This window comes from Rhizobium mayense (genome assembly GCF_030272705.1).
GTDB classification, from domain to species: Bacteria; Pseudomonadota; Alphaproteobacteria; order Rhizobiales; family Rhizobiaceae; genus Rhizobium; species Rhizobium mayense.
In genome coordinates this window covers 1-19,854 of record NZ_JARFYM010000001.1, presented here as the reverse complement: position 1 = coordinate 19,854, position 19,854 = coordinate 1, and the positions used below count along the sequence as shown (strand labels likewise).

Annotated in this window: 19 protein-coding genes; 15 read left to right on the top strand and 4 right to left on the bottom strand. The window is 60.1% G+C overall.

Translation table 11 applies throughout. The annotated features are described in order from the left end of the window. Positions 1-38 precede the first annotated feature (38 nt). Positions 39-620 (bottom strand): thymidine kinase, encoded by a 582-nt coding sequence (locus tag PY649_RS00095; protein ID WP_285866044.1) that lies wholly within the window; start codon positions 618-620, stop codon positions 39-41. A 232-nt stretch (positions 621-852) separates the two neighbouring features. On the opposite strand from PY649_RS00095, the gene PY649_RS00090 reads away from it, so the two are divergent. From PY649_RS00090 to choV, 3 genes are all read left to right on the top strand, one after another. Beyond that, positions 853-1,809 (top strand): choline ABC transporter substrate-binding protein, encoded by a 957-nt coding sequence (locus PY649_RS00090; RefSeq protein WP_285866043.1) that lies wholly within the window; start codon positions 853-855, stop codon positions 1,807-1,809. A gap of 172 nt (positions 1,810-1,981) precedes the next feature. Then, positions 1,982-2,839 (top strand): choline ABC transporter permease subunit, encoded by an 858-nt coding sequence (choW, locus tag PY649_RS00085; RefSeq protein WP_285866549.1) that lies wholly within the window; start codon positions 1,982-1,984, stop codon positions 2,837-2,839. Further along, positions 2,836-3,885 carry a choline ABC transporter ATP-binding protein gene (gene choV / locus PY649_RS00080; protein WP_285866042.1) on the top strand — a complete coding sequence of 350 codons (1,050 nt, stop codon included), beginning with the start codon at positions 2,836-2,838 and terminating at the stop codon, positions 3,883-3,885. Before choW ends, choV begins: the two co-directional genes overlap by 4 nt. Positions 3,886-3,936: 51 nt before the next feature. Here choV and PY649_RS00075 read toward each other — a convergent pair whose 3' ends face one another. Continuing rightward, a complete protein-coding gene (locus PY649_RS00075) occupies positions 3,937-4,329 on the bottom strand; it encodes a GFA family protein (RefSeq protein WP_285866041.1) in 393 nt (130 codons plus the stop codon). 160 nt (positions 4,330-4,489) lie between these two features. On the opposite strand from PY649_RS00075, the gene PY649_RS00070 reads away from it, so the two are divergent. Together PY649_RS00070 and PY649_RS00065 are read left to right on the top strand one after the other, a co-directional pair. After that, the gene (locus tag PY649_RS00070; protein ID WP_285866040.1) at positions 4,490-5,239 is read left to right on the top strand and encodes a HugZ family pyridoxamine 5'-phosphate oxidase; all 750 of its coding nucleotides are present in this window, start codon (positions 4,490-4,492) and stop codon (positions 5,237-5,239) included. A gap of 113 nt (positions 5,240-5,352) precedes the next feature. Further along, positions 5,353-5,670 carry an ArsR/SmtB family transcription factor gene (locus PY649_RS00065; protein ID WP_028751732.1) on the top strand — a complete coding sequence of 106 codons (318 nt, stop codon included), beginning with the start codon at positions 5,353-5,355 and terminating at the stop codon, positions 5,668-5,670. A gap of 66 nt (positions 5,671-5,736) precedes the next feature. Here PY649_RS00065 and PY649_RS00060 read toward each other — a convergent pair whose 3' ends face one another. Further along, positions 5,737-5,919 carry a hypothetical protein gene (locus PY649_RS00060; RefSeq protein WP_285866039.1) on the bottom strand — a complete coding sequence of 61 codons (183 nt, stop codon included), beginning with the start codon at positions 5,917-5,919 and terminating at the stop codon, positions 5,737-5,739. Between the two features lie 122 nt (positions 5,920-6,041). Here PY649_RS00060 and aptA point away from each other — a divergent pair, with 122 nt between their 5' ends. After that, positions 6,042-7,370, top strand: coding sequence for an omega-aminotransferase AptA (gene aptA, locus PY649_RS00055; protein ID WP_285866038.1), 1,329 nt, complete (start codon positions 6,042-6,044; stop codon positions 7,368-7,370). A 93-nt stretch (positions 7,371-7,463) separates the two neighbouring features. Continuing rightward, positions 7,464-9,161 (top strand): adenine deaminase, encoded by a 1,698-nt coding sequence (gene ade / locus PY649_RS00050; RefSeq protein ID WP_285866037.1) that lies wholly within the window; start codon positions 7,464-7,466, stop codon positions 9,159-9,161. Here ade and bglA read toward each other — a convergent pair whose 3' ends face one another. After that, the gene (gene bglA / locus PY649_RS00045) at positions 9,162-10,808 is read right to left on the bottom strand and encodes a beta-galactosidase BglA (RefSeq protein WP_285866036.1); all 1,647 of its coding nucleotides are present in this window, start codon (positions 10,806-10,808) and stop codon (positions 9,162-9,164) included. A gap of 296 nt (positions 10,809-11,104) precedes the next feature. Between bglA and PY649_RS00040 the strand changes: the two genes are divergently transcribed. The 8 genes from PY649_RS00040 (at position 11,105) to PY649_RS00005 (ending at position 19,633) form a co-directional block, all read left to right on the top strand. Then, positions 11,105-12,685, top strand: coding sequence for a peptide ABC transporter substrate-binding protein (locus tag PY649_RS00040; RefSeq protein ID WP_285866035.1), 1,581 nt, complete (start codon positions 11,105-11,107; stop codon positions 12,683-12,685). A 49-nt stretch (positions 12,686-12,734) separates the two neighbouring features. Further along, a complete protein-coding gene (locus PY649_RS00035; RefSeq protein WP_285866034.1) occupies positions 12,735-13,658 on the top strand; it encodes an ABC transporter permease subunit in 924 nt (307 codons plus the stop codon). Further along, a complete protein-coding gene (locus PY649_RS00030) occupies positions 13,655-14,572 on the top strand; it encodes an ABC transporter permease subunit (RefSeq protein ID WP_285866032.1) in 918 nt (305 codons plus the stop codon). Before PY649_RS00035 ends, PY649_RS00030 begins: the two co-directional genes overlap by 4 nt. A gap of 1 nt (position 14,573) precedes the next feature. Next, a complete protein-coding gene (locus PY649_RS00025; protein WP_285866031.1) occupies positions 14,574-15,569 on the top strand; it encodes an ABC transporter ATP-binding protein in 996 nt (331 codons plus the stop codon). Beyond that, positions 15,562-16,548 carry an ABC transporter ATP-binding protein gene (locus PY649_RS00020; RefSeq protein ID WP_285866030.1) on the top strand — a complete coding sequence of 329 codons (987 nt, stop codon included), beginning with the start codon at positions 15,562-15,564 and terminating at the stop codon, positions 16,546-16,548. Before PY649_RS00025 ends, PY649_RS00020 begins: the two co-directional genes overlap by 8 nt. 93 nt (positions 16,549-16,641) lie before the next feature. After that, the gene (locus PY649_RS00015) at positions 16,642-17,559 is read left to right on the top strand and encodes a sugar kinase (protein ID WP_285866548.1); all 918 of its coding nucleotides are present in this window, start codon (positions 16,642-16,644) and stop codon (positions 17,557-17,559) included. Positions 17,560-17,682: 123 nt separating this feature from the next. Beyond that, the gene (locus tag PY649_RS00010) at positions 17,683-18,789 is read left to right on the top strand and encodes a glycosyltransferase family 4 protein (protein WP_285866029.1); all 1,107 of its coding nucleotides are present in this window, start codon (positions 17,683-17,685) and stop codon (positions 18,787-18,789) included. 403 nt (positions 18,790-19,192) lie between these two features. Further along, positions 19,193-19,633, top strand: a complete 441-nt coding sequence (locus PY649_RS00005; RefSeq protein ID WP_285866028.1) for a MarR family winged helix-turn-helix transcriptional regulator — start codon at positions 19,193-19,195, stop codon at positions 19,631-19,633. Positions 19,634-19,854: the final 221 nt, after the last annotated feature.

The following is a 19,854-nucleotide window of genomic DNA, read 5'->3' as shown; positions in this document are numbered from 1 at the left end:
CGCCGCCGCCTGCCGGATGACGCAATGCCGCGGGCACCTCAATCGCCAGCCATCGCCTCCTCCCAGTGACGACGGCAGAGCGAAACATATTTGTCGCTGCCGCCGATCTCGATCTGCGCGCCCTCGTGCACCACCTTGCCCCGCCCATCCAGGCGCACCAGCATCGTCGCCTTGCGGCCGCAATGGCAGATCGTCCGGACTTCACGCATCTCGTCGGCAATCGTCAAAAGTTCCTGCGAGCCCGGAAACAGCTTGCCTTGAAAATCGGTGCGCAGGCCATAAGCCATGACCGGCACACTAAGGCGATCGACGATGTGGGCAAGCTGCCAAACCTGCTCGCGCGACAGAAACTGCGCCTCGTCGACAAAGACGCAGGCAAGCGGATCCCCCACATGCAGATTATCCACCATCGCAAACAGATCGTCCGACTCGTCGAAGGGTGAAGCGGCCATCTCTAGGCCGATGCGCGAAGCGATCTTGCCACGACCGGCGCGATCATCGAGCGCCGCGATGAAGGCAACCGTGCGCATGCCGCGTTCCTGATAGTTGTAAGCGGCCTGCAGCAGCATGGTCGACTTGCCGGCATTCATCGTCGAATAGTGGAAGTAGAGCTTGGCCATGATATTCTCCTTGAGCGCTTCATGGGTGCTCCGTTGCCGGAAGGAAAGACGCCGTGGACGAAAACCACAGGAATTGCGAGGGGCTGCCTGCGGGACAAGATCGACTGGCACATTCGGCCGGAAAATGCAGAAGTCGCAATCACCCCCTGCAAACCGGCGCAAATACACTGAGGTCGCTTGAAAATGTCAGTTATTGGTGGTTGCTTGGGAACGCTAGACTGGGAGTTACACAATGATAAAAATGACTTTTACAGCATTTGCTTTCGCTTCAGCTCTCTCCGCGCTGACGCTCGGTGCGACCACCGCTTCCGCCGCTGAAGCGGCAAGCTGTGGCACCGTGCATTTCGCCGATGTGGGCTGGACCGATATTACTTCGACCACGGCGACGGCCTCTATCCTTCTGAAGGCCCTCGGCTACGACACCGACATCAAGGTGCTCGCTGTACCGGTGACCTATCAATCGTTGAAGAACAAGGACATCGACGTCTTCCTCGGCAACTGGATGCCCTCCATGGCCGAGAACATCAAGCCGTTCGCGGCCGATAAGTCGGTCGAAACCGTTCGCGCCAACCTGGAAGGCGCCAAGTACACGCTGGCGACCAACGAAAAGGGAGCCGCGCTCGGCATCAAGGATTTCAAGGATATCGCCGCCCACAAGGACGATCTCGACGGCAAGATCTACGGCATCGAGCCGGGCAATGACGGCAACCGCCTGGTTATCGACATGGTCGACAAGAACACCTTCGGCCTGAAGGGCTTCGAAGTGGTCGAATCCTCCGAGCAGGGCATGCTCGCGCAGGTTTCGCGCGCCGACAAGGAAGGCAAGCCGATTATCTTCCTCGGCTGGGCCCCGCATCCCATGAACAACACCTACAAGATGACCTATCTCACCGGCGGTGACGACATCTTCGGACCGAATTTCGGCGGCGCGACCGTCTACACCAACGTCCGGGCCGGATACCTGCAGGAGTGCCCGAATGTCGGCGCCTTCGTCAAAAACCTCGTCTTCTCGCTGCCGATGGAAAACGACATCATGGGCAAGATCCTGAACGACGGCAAGGATCCTGAGGTGGCGGCCACGGAATGGCTCAAGGCCAACCCGGCGGCGATCACTCCCTGGCTCGCCGGCGTCACCACCAAGGACGGCAAAGATGGGCTCACGGCGGCCAAGTCCAAGCTCGGCCTGTAACATCCGCGGATTAGGGGCGGCTCAGCCGCCCCTTTCTCTTGCCTGAACGAGAGACTGCTTCCCTCCTATTGCGCCACAGATCGGGGCAGCTACCCGCGTGGCGCCTTAGGCCGTTATTCTCCGGCGGCCCTATCCGGGACCACATGAGACGTCCGGAATCGCCGCCCCAATGGTGGGCAAAGACGTGAACTGGTTAACCGATTATCGCATCCCCATCGGCCCATGGGCCAAGGCCGTCGTGGATTGGCTGACGAGCAATGTCACATGGTTTTTCGACGGACTTTCCTTCGTCGTCGCGCATGTGATCACCGCTCTGCTGTTTGTGCTGCAGGCACCGCATCCGTTGGTCGTCGTCGTCGTTTTCGCGGCGATTGCCTATTGGTTGCGCCGGAGTATTCCGGTTACGGCTCTGACTTTGTTCGGCCTGCTGATCACCATCAATCAGGGCTATTGGAAGGAAACGACGGAGACGCTGGCGCTGGTGCTGGCCTCGACCTTCGTCAGCATGCTCGTCGGCGTCCCCCTCGGCATCGCTGCGGCCCGCCGCCCTTGGCTCTATGCCTTTATGCGCCCGGTTCTCGATCTGATGCAGACCATCCCGACCTTCGTCTATCTGGTGCCGGCGATGATCCTGCTTGGCCTCGGCATGGTGCCGGGGCTGGTCGCTACCGTCGTCTTCGCCATCCCCGCACCGATCCGCATGACTCGTCTTGGCATCATCTCGACGCCGCCGTCTCTCGTCGAAGCCGCCGAGTCCTTCGGCGCAACGCAGCGGCAGGTGCTGCGCAAGGTCGAGCTCCCCTTCGCCACGCCGCAGATCATGGCCGGCCTGACGCAGACAATTATGCTTTCGCTCTCCATGGTGTCCATCGCCGCCCTTGTCGGCGCGCCTGGCCTCGGCGTGCCGGTGCTGCGCGCGTTGAATAGCGTCAACGTTGCCAAGAGCTTCGACTCCGGCGCCTGCATCGTCATCCTGGCGATCATTCTCGACCGCATGTTCCGTGCCCCCGGCGAAGGAGAACAATCATGACCACCGCCGTCGGCTTCAAGAATGTCAGCATCATTTTCGGGGACCGTCCCGATGCAGCGCTTAAACTCGTCGATGTGGGTAAGTCCCGCGATGAGATCAGCAAGGCGACCGGCCTGGTGCTCGGCGTCGCCAACGCCTCCCTCGAAATCGAGGAGGGCGAAATCCTGGTGCTCATGGGCTTGTCCGGTTCCGGCAAGTCGACGCTGCTTCGCGCCGTCAACGGCCTGGCGCCGGTCGTGCGCGGCGATGTCGTCGTCAACAGCAAGACCGGGCCGGTCAACCCCTATAGCTGCAACCCCAAGGCGCTGCGAAGCCTGCGTATGCACACCGTCTCCATGGTGTTCCAGCAGTTTGCACTGCTGCCCTGGCGCACCGTCGCCGATAATGTCGGCTTCGGATTGGAGCTTGCCGGCGTGGCGGAAGCCGAACGCAAGAAGCGCGTCGACGAACAACTGCAGCTTGTCAACCTGACCCAATGGGCCAACCGCAAGGTCAACGAACTCTCCGGCGGCATGCAGCAGCGCGTCGGCCTTGCCCGCGCTTTCGCGACCGGCGCACCGATCCTGCTCATGGACGAGCCGTTCTCGGCGCTCGATCCGCTGATTCGCACGCGCCTGCAGGACGAGCTTCTGGAATTCCAGCGTCGCCTCAAGCGGACGATCCTCTTCGTCAGCCACGATCTCGACGAGGCATTCCGCATCGGCAACCGCATCGCCATCATGGAGAGCGGACGCATCATCCAGTGCGGCACGCCGCAGGAAATCGTCAAGAATCCCGCCGATCAATATGTTGCAGACTTCGTACAGCACATGAACCCGATCAGCATGTTGACCGCCCGCGACGTCATGCAACAGGGCCTCGGCCATTCCGCAACAGGCGGCTCGGTGACAGCGACCGCAATGGCTACGACGCCGCTCGTCGATATTCTCGACGCGCTGACACGCCAGCCGGGCAATATCGGCGTCGTCGACAACGGCGCGATTATCGGCACGATTTCTGCCCAAGATGTCGTGGCAGGCCTCACCAGCCACCGGCGGAAAGAGTAGATTTTAAAGCCCCTCGGCCTTGAAGAGGGGCTTTACATGCTCCCATCCGACCTATTCCTCAAAGCGGCTCGTGGCGTCACGATCGCGGTCGTATCGTCTCGTGAACGGAAAGGGCGGCAACCAGGACTCGCGGCGGACGGTCCAGAGTTCGTAGGTTGGCATCGATTGGTCAGGGGCATCCAAGGATCCCAGACTCACTTCGATTTCGTCTGCGCTGCGTGCGAAAACGGACGAGCCGCAGCGGGGGCAGAAAGACCGCCCGGCATAGACGCTGGTTTCGCCCTCGATCGTCACCGCATCCTGAGGGAAGATCGCCGAAGCGTGAAAAAGGGCGCCATGATGCTTTCGGCAGTCGAGACAGTGACAAATACCGACCCGGTACGGGCGCCCCGACGTCATGATTCGAACGTTGCCGCAGAGGCAACCACCCGTAAAGCGGTCCATATTGCGCCTCCTCTAAGATCAAGCGGGCGGAAATAATCGGCCCTGTTATACAACCATCCTCCATACACGCCGCTTTGCATATCCTGCCCCTGCCGATAGGATAGCACGGCTCGAGGCTGCACCTGTCACCTTCCCCGAATGTCGAATGACGGAGATCACCATGAATGACAAGCCGTCTGTGCTGCGGGAAACCGATGACGAGGCACGCAGGCAGGCACGCATCCTGCTGCGCTCCGCCCGATACGCTGCACTTGCCGTCATCGATCCGGAGACCGGCTTTCCATCGGTCAGCCGTGTGCTAACCGGTACGGATATCGACGGTGTTCCGGTCATTCTGGTTTCCGGCCTTTCAGCTCATACCAAGGCGCTGTCGAAGGATCCACGCGCCTCGGCCCTCTTCGGCGAGCCCGGCAAGGGCGATCCGCTCGCCCATCCGCGCCTTAGCGTCCAGTGCAGCGCCGAGCGAATCGATCGCGGAAACCGTCTGCACGGACGCATTCGTGTACGATTTCTCGCCCGCCATCCCAAGGCGAAGCTCTATGTCGACTTTCCGGATTTCTGCTTTTTCCGCCTCGTACCCCTCACCGCCAGCCTGAACGGCGGCTTCGGCAAGGCCTATATTTTGCCCGGTGACGATCTCATGATTCTTTCGGCAGCCAACGAGGCGCTCGCCGAACAGGCGGATGCGACAGTGCGAGAATTACTAGCCCGCTACCCGGATATCGTCCCGACTATCGTAGGTAGGCTGAATGGTTCGGGCGGAAAAAATTGGCGGATTTGTGGCCTAGATATGGCAGGAATCGACCTAATTTGGGGAGATGAGACCCTAAGATGGGAATTCGACCCGCCTTTAGGGGACCTGTCGGACACTCATACATACATATCTAAAATAGCATACTCGATACCTTAAATTTAGGTATATACAATCTTTGGCCCATATTGGTATTGTTACTTATCGGATTAACTCGCCGATTAGAAATATCGCAATTTCTGATGTATGCTCCGCATTAGGAAGATTAGAAGATGAAGACAAGAAATTTGGCCGAACACTCCAATGTGGCGGCAGCATTATTATCTGCAATGGCGAACCCGAAGCGCCTTATGATTCTCTGCAGCCTGGTCAAGGGTGAAGTTCCGGTTGGTGTATTGGCCAACCAGGTGGGGCTCAGCCAATCTGCACTTTCCCAGCACCTTTCGAAGCTGCGTGCCCAGAAGCTGGTGAAGACCCGCCGTGATGCCCAAACGATTTACTACTCCAGCACTTCGGACTCGGTCATCCGCGTTCTGGAAACGCTGGAAGACATTTATTGCGAACCGGAAAAAAGTAGATCGGCTGCTTAATAGCCAAAACTGGCTCTAAGTATCCGAGGCAGTATCCTTAAGGAAAAGATAATTCCAACCTTAAGATCAGGCCACTTTCATCACCACATATATAGCTGATTTGGCTGGCAAATTTCCCAATTTGCCAGCCTTTTCGTGTTCGGCATCCATCCATGGATTAGCCCATACGGCGGGCTGGTGTCGCGCCGCAGGCAGCAGCACATCGGAAGAGACAGAACCAAAATGAAACCACCAAGGGCTGCCCTTCATCTTGGCGACCAGCTTTGTCTTGACGCCAAGAGGCCGGCTGATAATTTGACCGGGCAGTAAATAAATCGCGCGGCTCCACGCCGCGATCGGGAAATGGCCCCCGAATGGCCTTGGAGAACAGCATGTCCGACCGTTTGAATGCCACCCCCAACGATCTGCGCGCATTTTGGATGCCGTTTACCGCCAATCGCCAGTTCAAGAAGGAACCACGCCTCTTCGTCGGCGCCAAGGATATGTACTACACCACCCATGACGGGCGGCAGGTACTGGACGGAACGGCGGGCCTGTGGTGCGTGAATGCCGGCCACTGCCGGCCGAAGATCACCGAAGCCATTCGCCAGCAGGCGGGCGAACTCGACTATGCACCGGCCTTCCAGCTCGGCCATCCCAAGGCCTTCGAGCTGGCGAACCGGCTGGTGGATATCGCGCCCGAGGGCATGGACCACGTTCTCTATACCAATTCGGGTTCCGAATCGGTCGAGACCGCGCTCAAGGTGGCGCTGGCCTATCATCGCGTGAAGGGCAATGGCTCGCGTTTCCGCCTGATCGGCCGCGAGCGCGGCTATCACGGCGTCAATTTCGGCGGCATCTCCGTCGGCGGCATCGTCTCCAACCGCAAGATGTTCGGTACGCTGCTCACCGGCGTCGACCACATGCCGCACACGCATATTCCCGGCAAGAACGCCTTCACCCGCGGCGAGCCTGAGCATGGCGGCGATATCGCCAGCGAGCTTGAGCGTATCGTCACGCTGCATGACGCCTCGACCATCGCTGCGGTCATCGTCGAGCCCGTCGCCGGCTCGACCGGCGTGCTGATCCCGCCGAAGGGCTATCTGCAGAAGCTGCGCGACATCTGCACCAAGCACGGCATCCTGCTGATCTTCGACGAAGTCATCACCGGTTTCGGCCGCCTCGGCACCCCCTTCGCCGCGCAGTATTACGACGTCAAGCCGGACATGATCACGACCGCCAAGGGCCTGACCAACGGCGTCATCCCGATGGGCGCAGTCTTCGTCACCTCGGAAATCCACGATACCTTCATGCAAGGGCCCGAGCACATGATCGAGTTCTTCCATGGCTATACCTATTCCGGCAACCCGATCGCTTCTGCCGCAGCGCTCGCGACGCTCGATACCTATAAGGAAGAGGGCCTGCTGACACGTGCTGCGGAGCTTTCGGACTACTGGGCCGATGCGCTGCATTCCCTGAAGGACTGCCCGAACGTCATCGACATCAGAAACACAGGCCTGATCGGCGCCATCGAGCTCGACCCCATCGCCGGCGAACCCACCAAGCGCGCCTTCACCGCCTTCTTGAAGGCCTATGAAAAGGGCCTGCTGATCCGCACCACCGGCGACATCATCGCCCTCTCGCCGCCCCTGATCATCGAGAAGCACCACATCGACGAACTCTTCGGTAAGCTGCGGGAGATCTTGCAGAATAATATCTGAGGCATAAGCTCGAACTGATCTGCGCCCCTCACGCCGCCTTTTGCTTCCGCAAAAGAGCCGGCATGAGGGGCGATCCATATGCGAGGGACGAACATGACCACCAAACTCGAACGCTATATCGACCAGGGTGTTGGCCGGGAGCCGGCAGATATCGTGCTCAAGGGCGGGCAGTTTTTCGATCTGGTGACGGGCGAACTCGTTGCCTCGGACATTGCCATTTGCGGCGATCGCATCGTTGGAACCTGCGGCGATTATCAGGGCCGCGAGGAGATTGACATCTCCGGGCGGATTGTCGTGCCGGGCTTCATCGACACCCATCTGCATATCGAATCCTCGCTAGTGACACCGCATGAGTTCGACCGCTGCGTTCTGCCCTACGGCGTAACCACCGCCATTTGCGATCCGCATGAGATTGCCAATGTGCTTGGCGCGGAAGGTATTCAATATTTTCTGGATTCCGCGCTGGAAACCATCATGGACATCCGCGTCCAGCTTTCCTCATGCGTGCCGGCGACGCATCTGGAAACATCGGGTGCCGATCTGCCGATCGAGCGGCTCCTGCCCTTCCGCGATCATCCGAAAGTCATCGGCCTGGCGGAGTTCATGAATTTCCCGGGCGTCGTACACAAGGACCCCGTCTGCATGGCCAAGCTCGAGGCCTTCCAGGGCGGCCATATCGACGGCCATGCTCCGCTGCTGCGCGGCAACGATCTTAACGGCTATCTCGCGGCCGGCATCCGCACCGAACATGAATCGACGACCGCTGAGGAGGCTCTCGAAAAAATCCGCAAAGGCATGCATATCCTCGTGCGCGAAGGCTCGGTCTCCAAAGACCTGCACGCCCTGATGCCGATCCTGACCGAGCGCCTGTCGCCCTATCTGGCGCTCTGCACCGACGATCGCAATCCGCTCGACATCGCCGAACAGGGTCATCTCGATTACATGATCCGCACGGCCATCGTCCACGGCGTCGAGCCACTCGCGATCTATCGCGCAGCCTCGATCTCGGCTGCCCGCGCCTTCGGTCTGCGCGACCGCGGCCTGGTGGCACCCGGTTGGCGCGCCGATCTCGTCGTCATCGACAGCCTGGAGAATTGCAAAGCGGAAACCGTCTTCTCCGCGGGCCGGCGCGTCACCCCGGAACTCTTCGCTGGCCGTAAGCAGGTCGCTCCGGTCGGCCTCGATAGCGTCAAGGCGCGTCCGATCAACGCCGCCGATTTCGGTGTCCCCGTGACCGAGGGCGAAAGCTCGGTCATCGGCGTCACCCCCGGGAAAATCATCACGCAGCACCGCCGGTACCGCCTGCCCACCAAAGGCAACCAGACCGACATCGACCTCGGCAACGACGTCATCAAGGTCGCCGTCATCGAGCGGCACGGCAAAAACGGCAACCATGCCAATGGTTTCGTCCAGGGTTTCGGCCTGAAGAAGGGCGCGATCGCCTCGACCGTCGGCCACGACAGCCACAATATCTGCGTCGTCGGCGTCAACGAGGACGACATGGCCCGCGCCGCCAACCGCCTCAGCGAAATCGATGGCGGCTTCGTCGTCGTAGAGAACGGCGTCGTCACCGGCGAAATCGCCCTGCCCGTCGCCGGCCTGATGAGCCTCGAGCCCTATGAAAGCGTGCGCGACACGCTGCATCATTTGCGTCAGGCCGCTTACGCCCTCGGCGCGACGCTGGAAGAGCCGTTCCTGCAGCTCGCCTTTCTGCCGCTGCCGGTCATCCCGCATCTGAAGATCTCGGACCGGGGTCTGGTCGATGTCGACAAGTTTATGCTGATTGGGTGATCATCCCACCTGCCCGCAGAACACGTCCAACGCCGCAAGCGTGACCATGTCGCTGGCGCTAGCTGTGTCAAAGCCCGGCATCGGCACCGTCTTCGCCACCTCGATCCCCTTTGGCAGAGCAACTTTTGCGGGCTTGCGAGACAGGTTGAAGACGAAGAACAGAGTTTCACTGCCCTTCTTGCGCGTGAAGGCGAGGACATCTTCCTTGGTATCGAGGAATATCATGTCGCCGTCGACCAGCGCTGCATGCTGTTTTCTGAAGGCGAGCGTCTCGCGATAATGGTGAAGAACGGATTGTGGATCCGCCTCCTGCTTGTCGACGGCGAGTCCTGCGTGCTGATAAGGCACCGGCAGCCACGATTTTTCAGCCGTTGTGAAGCCGGCATGGACGCGGCTCGCCTCCCAAGGCATTGGCGTGCGGCATCCGTCGCGGCCCTTGAACGCCGGCCAGAAGCGGATGCCGTAGGGATCGCGCAGATCCTCGAAAGCGAGTTCCGCCTCGGGCAAGCCCAATTCTTCGCCCTGATAGAGGCAGATCGAACCGCGCAGGGTGGACAGCAAGGAAATCGCCAGCTTGGCGACACGCGGCTGCTCGGCCTCCGTTTCGGCAAAACGGCTGACATGACGGTTGACGTCGTGGTTGGAGAAGGCCCAGCAAACCCAGCCGTCGGTGACGTTCTCCTGGAAATCGGTGACGCAACGGCGGAAGTGTTCCGGTGTGAAATCCCGTCCCAAAAGATCGAAGGTATAGCACATATGCAGCTTGTCGCCGCCGCTGGTATAGGCGGCCACTGTCTGCAGCGACCGAGCACCGTCGCCGACTTCGCCGACGGTCGTACGTCCCTCATACTGATCGAGCAGCTTGCGGAAACGCTTCAGGAAGCCGATGTTTTCCGGCTGCGTCTTATCGTGGAGATGGTTCTGCATCCCATAGGGATTGCTTTCCGGTGCATCCAGTCCGCTAGTCGCAACCACGGCCGGCGGGTTGTCCCTCAGCTTCTTGTCGCAGAAATAATAGTTCACGGTGTCCAGTCGGAAGCCGTCGACACCGCGATCCAGCCAGAACTTGACCGCCGCAAGCACGGCATTCTGAACTTCGCCGTTGTGGAAATTCAAGTCCGGCTGCGAGGTCAGAAAATTGTGCTGGTAATATTGCCGGCGCACGCCGTCCCATTCCCAGCCCGGTCCGCCGAAGATCGACAGCCAGTTGTTCGGCGCCGTGCCGTCCGGCTTCGGATTGGCCCAGACATACCAGTCCGCCTTGGGATTGTCGCGGCTCGCCCGGCTCTCGACGAACCAGGGATGGCGATCCGACGTATGCGAGATCACCTGATCGATGATGACCTTGAGGCCGAGCGCGTGCGCGGCCGTCATCATCTCGTCGAAATCGGCGAGCGTGCCGAAGATCGGATCGACGTCGCAATAGTCGGCGACGTCGTAACCCATATCGGCCATGGGCGACGTGAAAAACGGAGCCAGCCAAATGGCGTCGACCCCGAGCGAGGCGATATGCGGCAGGCGCCGAGTGATGCCCTTGATATCACCGAGCCCGTTGGCATCGGTATCCTGAAAAGACCGCGGATAGACCTGATAGATCACCGCACCACGCCACCAATCGGCTCCCGCCGCTTTGTCCGTTGATTTCATGAGACAATCCGCCTTGATTTCCTATCGCTTTTCAGATCGCACACTAAGCCACGGGCGGCAAGCTGCAAACCGAGCGAAGCATGAAGCCTGGGATTGCGTAAGCAAAAATTTGTGAAGTGGTTTCGAAAAAGTGCCAAGGTCGATATTCACAACCATGAGCCACGGCTCGCTTTGGGACTTGAAAGCGACGTTGCTTCGGATAACTTGCGACATTGACCTGCACGTACAGGTCACCTGCGGGATCAAAAACAGCCTTGAAAAACAAGGCCCATAACACCAGAAAGGTGGGGAAAGATATGACACATTTCACCAAAAAATTCATCGCATCGGCCTTCTTAGGCACCCTGTTGAGCGTCTCCGCGCATGCCGCGACCCTCAATATCCACAACGGCGGCGACCCTACGTCGCTCGACCCGCAAAAAATTTCCGGCGACTGGGAAAACCGTATCGACGGCGATATTTTCGAAGGCCTAGTGACGGAAGACCCCAAGGACAACCCGATCCCCGGCCAGGCTGCAAGCTGGACCATTTCTCCCGACCAGAAGGTCTATACCTTCAAGCTGCGTGACGGCATCAAGTGGTCCGATGGCCAGCCGGTGACGGCTCAGGACTTCGTCTTCGCCTTCCAGCGCCTGATGGACCCGAAGACCGCCGCCCAATACGCCTATCTGCAATATACGATCCTGAACGCGGAAAAGATCAACAAGGGCGAAATCAAGGATCTCAGCCAGCTCGGCGTCAAGGCGATCGACGACAAGACGCTGGAAATCACGCTCGAGAACCCGACCCCCTACTTCCTTAACGCGCTGATGCACTACACGGCCTATCCGCTGCCGAAGCACGTCGTCGAAGCCAAGGGCGACGATTGGGTCAAGATCGGCAACATCGTCACCAACGGCCCCTACAAGCCCGTCGAATGGGTACCGGGCTCGCACGTCAGCAACGTCAAGAACGATCAATACTATGACGCCAAGGACGTGAAGATCGACAACGTCAACTTCTACACGCTGGAAGATCAGGCCGCCGCGCTGAAGCGCTACCGCGCCGGCGAATTCGATATCCTGACCTCTTTCCCCGCCGACCAGATTGAATGGATTCACAAGAACCTTCCTGATCAGGCGCATGTGGTTCCGTTCCTCGGTACCTATTATTACGTCCTGAACGCCACCAAACCGCCCTTCAACGACAAGCGCGTCCGCCAGGCCCTCTCCATGGCCGTCAACCGCGAAGTCATCGGGCCGAAGATCCTCGGCACCGGCGAACTGCCCATGTATTCCTGGGTGCCGCCGGGCACGGCCAACTATGGCGAACCGGCCTTTGTAAGCTGGAAGGACGAGCCCTACAGCCAGAAGGTCGAAGAAGCCAAGAAGCTGCTCAAGGAAGCAGGCTTCGGCCCCGATCACCCGCTGAAGGCGCAGCTCCGTTACAACACCAACGATAACCACAAGCGCATCGCTGTTGCCATCGCCGCCATGTGGAAGCCGCTCGGTGTCGATATCGAGCTCTACAACACCGAAACCAAGGTGCATTACGATGAAATGCAGCGCGGCCAGGTGGAAATCGGCCGTGCCGGCTGGCTCGCCGACTACAACGATCCCATCAACTTCCTGAACCTCCTGTCGACCGGCGTCGAAATGAACTATGGCCGCTGGAGCAACCCGCAATATGATGCGCTGATCAAAGAAGGTAACGAGCAAATTGACTTGAAGAAGCGGGCCGAAGCCTACAAGAAGGCTGAACAGCTTGCGCTCGACGACAGCGCCGCGATCCCGATCTATTACTACGTTTCCCAGAATATCGTAGCTCCTAAGGTCCAGGGCTTCGTGGATAATATTCAGGACATTCACCGCACCCGCTGGCTGTCCATCAAAGAATAAATAGGAAAAGGCCCCGCCCGCTCTTGCCGGGTGGGGCCCCAACGCACCCATGTTTCGCTACGCTCTCCGTCGCCTGCTGTCGACAATCCCTGTCCTGTGGATTGCCGTGACAGTGTGTTTTTTCATCCTGCGCCTCGCTCCCGGCGGCCCCTTCGATGGCGAAAGGCCATTGCCGCCGGAAGTCAAAGCCAACCTCGCGGCCCACTACAATCTGGATAAGCCGCTTGTCGAACAATATGTGATCTATGTCGGCGATGTGCTGAAGGGCGACCTCGGCCCCTCATTCGCCAACCAGGATTTCACCGTCACCCAACAGATCATGTCGGGTTTTCCTTACACTCTGACGATTGGTGGCGCCGCCTTCGTTCTAGCAACCATCATCGGCGTGTTCATCGGCTGTCTTGGGGCGCTCTACCAGAACCGGAGTGCCGACTATTGGCTGGGCGGAGGGCTGCTCATCGGCCTGGTGATGCCAAGCTTTCTGATCGCCCCGATTCTGCAGCTCGTCTTCGGAAATACGCTTGGCTGGTTGCCCGTCGGCGGCTGGGGCAACGGCTCGATCAGGTTCCTGATCCTTCCCGTCGTCGTTCTGACATTGCCGCATGCCGCCCGCATCTCACGCCTGATGCGCGGCTCCATGATCGAGGTGATGAACCAGAATTTCATCCGCACCGCCAAGGCCAAAGGCATCGGCCCGCGCCTGACCGTCATGCGTCACGCGCTGAAACCGGCAATGATGCCCGTCGTCTCCTATCTCGGACCGGCGGCAAGTTACCTCCTTACCGGTTCACTGGTGGTGGAAAGCATCTTCGGCCTTCCCGGCGTCGGTCGCTATTTCGTCGGTGCTGCGCTCAACCGTGATTACGGCATGGTGCTCGGCACGGTCATCTTCTACATGGTGCTGATCGTGTTCCTGAACCTGCTCGTCGACATCACCTATGCCTGGCTCGACCCGAAAGTGAGAATGCGATGATCCTCAACCCTGCAAAACGAGAATTGCTGGAAGCGGAGTTGCTGTCCGCCGAGGGGCTTGCGCCGAAGGGCCGTTCCCTGACCGGCGACGCGATGCGTCGACTCCTGCGCAACAAGGCAGCCGCGCTGTCCCTGATCGTGCTGGCGATGCTGATCCTCATCGCCATCTTTGGCCCGAGCTTCCTTCCCTTCAACTACGAGGATCCGGATTGGGCCTCTTTCCGTGGCCCGCCGGATTTCGCCGCTGGCCATTATTTCGGTACCGACGGCAATGGCCGTGATCTGCTGGCGCGCACGCTCTACGGCACGCGCGTTTCGCTGACCGTGGCGCTCGTCGCCACCCTGGTCTCGGTTATCATCGGTGTGCTTTACGGTGCCGTCTCGGGCTATTTCGGCGGCCGTATCGACGCAATCATGATGCGTTTCGTCGACATCATGTACGCGCTCCCCTACGTGCTCTTCGTCATCCTGCTGATGGTGATCTTCGGCCGTAACGTCTACCTGTTGTTTGCAGCAATCGGCGCACTGGAATGGCTGACCATGGCGCGTATCGTGCGTGGCCAGACGCTCTCGATCAAGCAGCGGGAATTCATCGAAGCGGCGCGGGCCTCCGGCCAGCGGTCGTTCAAGATCATCCTCAAGCACATCGTTCCGAACCTCGTCGGGCCGGTGGTCATCTATGCGACGCTCACCATTCCCGAGATCATCGCCACGGAAAGCTTCCTTTCCTACCTCGGCTTCGGCGTGCAGGAACCGCTGACCTCGCTTGGGACACTGATCGCCGATGGCGCGGCCGGCATGGAGACCACGCCCTGGCTCCTGTTCTTCCCTGCCGGCTTCCTTGTCGCCCTGCTGATGAGCTTGCTCTTCATCGGCGACGGCTTGCGCGACGCTTTCGATCCGAAGGATCGCTGACATGACAGAAACGCTTCTCGAACTCAAAGACTACTCCATCACGTTCCGCACACCGGAAGGCGAAGTCGCCGCCGTCTCGAAGATGAACCTGAAGATCGGCCGTGGCGAACGCGTCGCCATCGTCGGCGAATCCGGTTCCGGCAAGAGCCAGACCTTCCTCGGCCTGATGGGCCTGCTCGCCAAAAACGGCCGCACCAGCGGCCAGGCACTTTTGGACGGCAAGGACCTTCTAACGCTGAAGCCGCGCGAGCTCGACAATGTGCGCGGCAAGGACATGGCCATGGTCTTCCAGGACCCGATGACGGCCCTCAATCCCTCGCTGAGGATCTCGCGGCAGCTGACCGAGCAGCTCGAAGTTCATGGCGGGCTTTCGGCGCGCGCGGCATCCGCCGCAGCCCTCGACATGCTGAAGCGCGTCGGCATTCCCGACCCGACGCGGCGCTTCAATCTCTATCCGCACGAACTCTCCGGCGGTATGCGCCAGCGCGTCGTCATCGCCATGGCGTTGCTCACCAAGCCGAAGCTCCTGATCGCCGACGAGCCGACGACCGCGCTGGACGTAACCATCCAGGCGCAGATTCTCGACCTCTTCAACGAGCTGACGGCGGAAATGAATACGGCGCTGGTGATGATCACTCATGATCTCGGCGTCGTCGCCGGCCTCGCCGATCGCGTCGCCGTCATGTATGCCGGCCGCATCGTCGAGGAAGCGCCGGTCGAAGAGCTGTTCGAAAATCCGGCCCATCCTTATACGGCGGCGCTCCACGCCTCCATCCCGCGGCCCGACCAGGATGTCGACGATCTCGCCGTAATTCCGGGCCGGCCGCCGAACCTGATGCATCTGCCGCGCGGCTGCGCTTTTTCGCCCCGCTGCGCCCATGTGCAGGACGACTGTCTGAACGCGCCGCCGCCGCTCGATCAGCTTGCGCCGCGACGCTGCGCCGCCTGCTTCCATCCCCTTTCGGCTAATCAGGAACGGAGCCTCGTCCATGGTTGAGCAAACGCTTCTGAAGGTCGAACATCTGACCACGCAATTCGAACTGCCGTCGAAATCCTTCTTCAAACCGCCGCTGACCCTGACGGCGGTCAACGATGTCAGTTTCGAGCTGAAGACTGGGCGCACGCTCGGTATCGTCGGCGAATCCGGCTGCGGCAAGTCGACGCTCGGCCGTTCCATTCTGCGGCTGATCAAGGCGCAGAAGGGCCGCATCATGTGGCAAGGTGGCAACCTGCTGGATCTTTCCGAAGAGGAAATGCGTGCCGCCCGCCGCGACATGCAGATCATCTTCCAGGACCCGATCGCCTCGCTCGACCCGCGCATGACCGTCGGCGACATCATCGCCGAGCCGCTGACGGTGTTCGAACCGAAACTGACGAAGGCGCAGCGGCAGGAACGCGTGCGCGAGATCATGGCGGCGGTCGGGCTCGTGCCGGAAATGATCAATCGCTATCCGCACGAGTTTTCCGGCGGCCAGGCGCAGCGCATCGGCATTGCCCGCGCCGTAGTGACGCGCCCGAAGCTCATCGTCTGCGACGAGCCGGTCTCGGCCCTCGACGTCTCGATCCAGGGTCAGGTGATCACGCTGTTGCGCAAGCTGCGCAAGGAGTTCGGCCTGACGCTGATCTTCATCAGCCACGACCTCTCCGTCGTGCGCCTGATCTCGGACGACGTGCTGGTGCTTTACCTCGGCAAAGTGGTGGAAGCAGGCGACGCCGCCACGGTCTTCGACCATCCGGCGCACCCCTATACGCAGGCTTTGTTCTCCGCCGCGCCTATTCCCGATCCGAAACGGGCGCGCGGCCGCGAGCGTATTCGCCTGCAGGGCGATCCGCCCTCGCCGCTTAACCCGCCGGCCGGCTGCGTCTTCTCGCCGCGCTGTTGGAAGGCAACGGACATCTGCAAGACCAAGATGCCGCCGACCGAGCATGTTCGCCCCGGCCAGACCGCGGCGTGCTATCATATGGACAGGCCGTAAGGCCCGAGAGGTGGACGGCGCACCCCGCCGTCCACCTTGCTCAAGCAGCCGCATGCGCGTATGCAGCAGCAAAGCGAAACGCAGGAGGAAGTCTTGGGCGGGCATTTTCTATCGATCGGCGAATGCATGGTGGAGCTGTCACAGGCCGAGGACGGACATCTGCGTAAGGGCTTTGCCGGCGATACCTTCAACACCGCCTGGTATGCCCGCGCCTGCTTGCCTGACGACTGGTCCGTCGACTATTTCACTGCGCTCGGTGACGATGCGATGTCCGACGAAATGCTGGATTTCATGAACGCCCATGACATCGGCACTTCGAACATTCGCCGCCTCCGCGGCAAGACGCCCGGCCTCTACATGATCAACCTGAAGAACGGCGAGCGCTCCTTCAGCTATTGGCGCGACAATTCTGCCGCCCGCCAGCTGGCAGCCGACGGCGACAGGCTGCGTACCGCGATCGAAGCCTCCAACGTCCTCTATTTCTCCGGCATCACGCTGGCGATTCTGACGCATGAAGACGCCGAGACGCTGCTCGCCGAACTGCGCCGCGCCAAGGCCGTCGGCAAGCTGGTGGTCTTCGATCCCAACCTGCGCCCGCGCCTCTGGTCAAGCTTCGACGCCATGCATACCATGATCGGCGAAGGCGCCCGCGCCTCGACGCTGGTCATGCCGAGCTTCGACGACGAGGCCTCGCATTTTGGTGACGACTCGATTGCCAGCACCATCCGTCGCTACCGGCTGCACGGAGCCAATATGGTCGTCGTCAAGAATGGCGCCGAAGGTGCGACCGTCGGCACCGACGCTGGCGAAACGCTCGTTCCCGCCGCCAAGGCCGCCAAGGTCGTCGATACGACCAGCGCCGGCGACAGCTTCAATGGCGCGTTCCTTGCGCATTATTTGGAACATGACGATCCCGTCGCCGCCGCCCGTTTCGCCGCCAAGATCGCCGCGAAGGTCATCCAGGAACATGGCGCTCTGGTGCCACCAGAAAAGCTCCAAGCCGCGAAGTAGTCGCTGTAATATTTCCATCATGGACACCCCGCACAATAGAACAGGCGCGGGAATCATCTTTGCTGCACCGTATTTGGTTGTACCGACACTATGATGGTGCGGTGCGGATGGAACTTTTTGGACATGTTGCAACGCTTGTCGGATATCGATCACAGAGCATGGGCTGAAGCGGCACCACCGATCGCAACGCCGGAGCGCCTGCTCATCGTCAGCGATGCATGGCATCCGCAGGTGAACGGCGTCGTCCGCTCCATCGAAAATACCAACCGCGAACTGGCGCGCATCGGTGTCGATGTCGTCATGATCACGCCGGAAGGCTTTCGCAGCGTCCCCTGCCCGACCTACCCGGAAATCCGCCTGTCGATCGCAAGCTACCGCAAAGTTGCCGCCAGGATCGAAGCAGCCCGACCGACCTATGTGCATATCGCAACGGAAGGCCCACTTGGGCTGACGGCCCGGCGCTGGTGCGTGAAAAACGGCATGCCGTTCTCGACCAGCTATCACACACGCTTCCCCGAATATGTCGCGGCCAGGCTGCCGATCCCGCAAAGCTGGCTCTACGCCTTCGTCAGGTGGTTTCACAATGCCGGTTCCGGCTGCATGGTGGCAACGCCGAGCCTTGCCAATGAGCTCAAGCAGAAGGGTATCCACAATCTGCTTCCCTGGAGTCGCGGCATCGACGCGACGCTTTTTCATCCGCGCCCGCTGGAGGACAAGCCCTTCGGCCTACCCCGCCCGATTTTCATGACCGTCGGCCGGGTAGCGCTCGAAAAGAACCTGCCGGCCTTCCTCGATCTGGATCTGCCGGGCTCAAAGGTCGTCGTCGGCGACGGACCGGCACGCGCCGAGTTGCAGAAGCTTTATCCGAACGTGCACTTCCTCGGCTCGAAATTTGGCGAGGCGCTCGCGCACGCCTATTCGCAAGCCGACGTTTTCGTCTTCCCGTCGAAGACCGATACATTCGGCAATGCCATTCTGGAGGCATTGGCGAGCGGCGTTCCCGTCGCAGCTTATCCCGTCACCGGTCCCGCCGACATCCTTGGCGGCAACGATGCGGCCGGAGTCGTCAACGAAGATCTGGCCAAAGCCTGCCGGGTAGCACTCTCCTCTTCGCGCGAAGCGGCCCGCGCCCTGGCGCTCAACTACTCCTGGGAAGCTGCCACGGACCAATTTATCGGCAATGTCCGCCTCGCAAATCATCGGGGCCGGGTGTTGGCACGGGACCACTGAGCGCAGGCTGCCCCTTGTCCAGCTGCCATTGGCGTGCGCCATGCAGGTGCGTAGGAATTCAATATTGCCCTCAACCTCATAGGTGGTGAGGAACGCAGTGCCGGCCGCTGCGTTACCTATGAGCATGTGATCGCCACCACCTTATGCAATCGGCAACGTTGTCACCCGCCACGGCTGGAGACAGCTGAGCTCGGCATTGAATTCCGCTACATACCCCGCCACATATTTAAAAGCGGCGTAAGCCTGCTGGCGGGTCGTAGTTGGACCCCGGAGCAGGGTCCTTGCACCACCACGCACGACTGCTTTTCGATAAAATTGCGAAAAATGCATAGCCGTCATGCACTTTTATGTATACGATTATTTATCGCACGACTTAAGTACAGTGGCTTACGGAGCGTTAGAGATGACAGACGACCCTTTGAAACTGGACACTTTCATATGCTTCGCCCTCTATTCGGCGAACCATGCAATGAACCGGCTATACAAGCCCATGCTCGATGAGTTGAACCTCACCTATCCGCAATATCTCGTCATGGTGACATTGTGGGAGGAGGACAGCCAGACCGTCGGCAGTATCGGTGAGAAGCTCTTCCTGGAATCGAGCACGCTGACGCCGCTATTAAAACGCTTGGAAGCCGCCGGCTTCATTCAACGTACCCGCAGCAAGGAAGATGAGCGCCAGGTGCTGATCCGCCTGACGAGCGAAGGCGTGGCGCTGAAAAAGAAAGCTGCTTTCATTCCCGCCTGCATCCTCGATGCATCGGACTCCACGGTCGACCACCTGACCCGACTGAAGGCAGAGATCGTTGCGTTGCGCGAAGCGCTGAGCAAGAACGCGGCCTGATCCCTTGGAGCAATTGCAGGAAAAGTGCGAAGCGGTTTTCCGTCCCGAATGCGTAAAAACAAAGGGATAGAGCGGGAAAGCGATTCCGTGAAACGCTGAACCACTCCAGACCGTTATCGCTTCTGACCTTGCCCCCAAGTTTTATCCAGTTTTGAGTTCGCTCCAGCGGTTTTGGGTTGCTGTATTTGCGGCGGTAGCGGCGGGTTGCGGTGCGAAGCCAT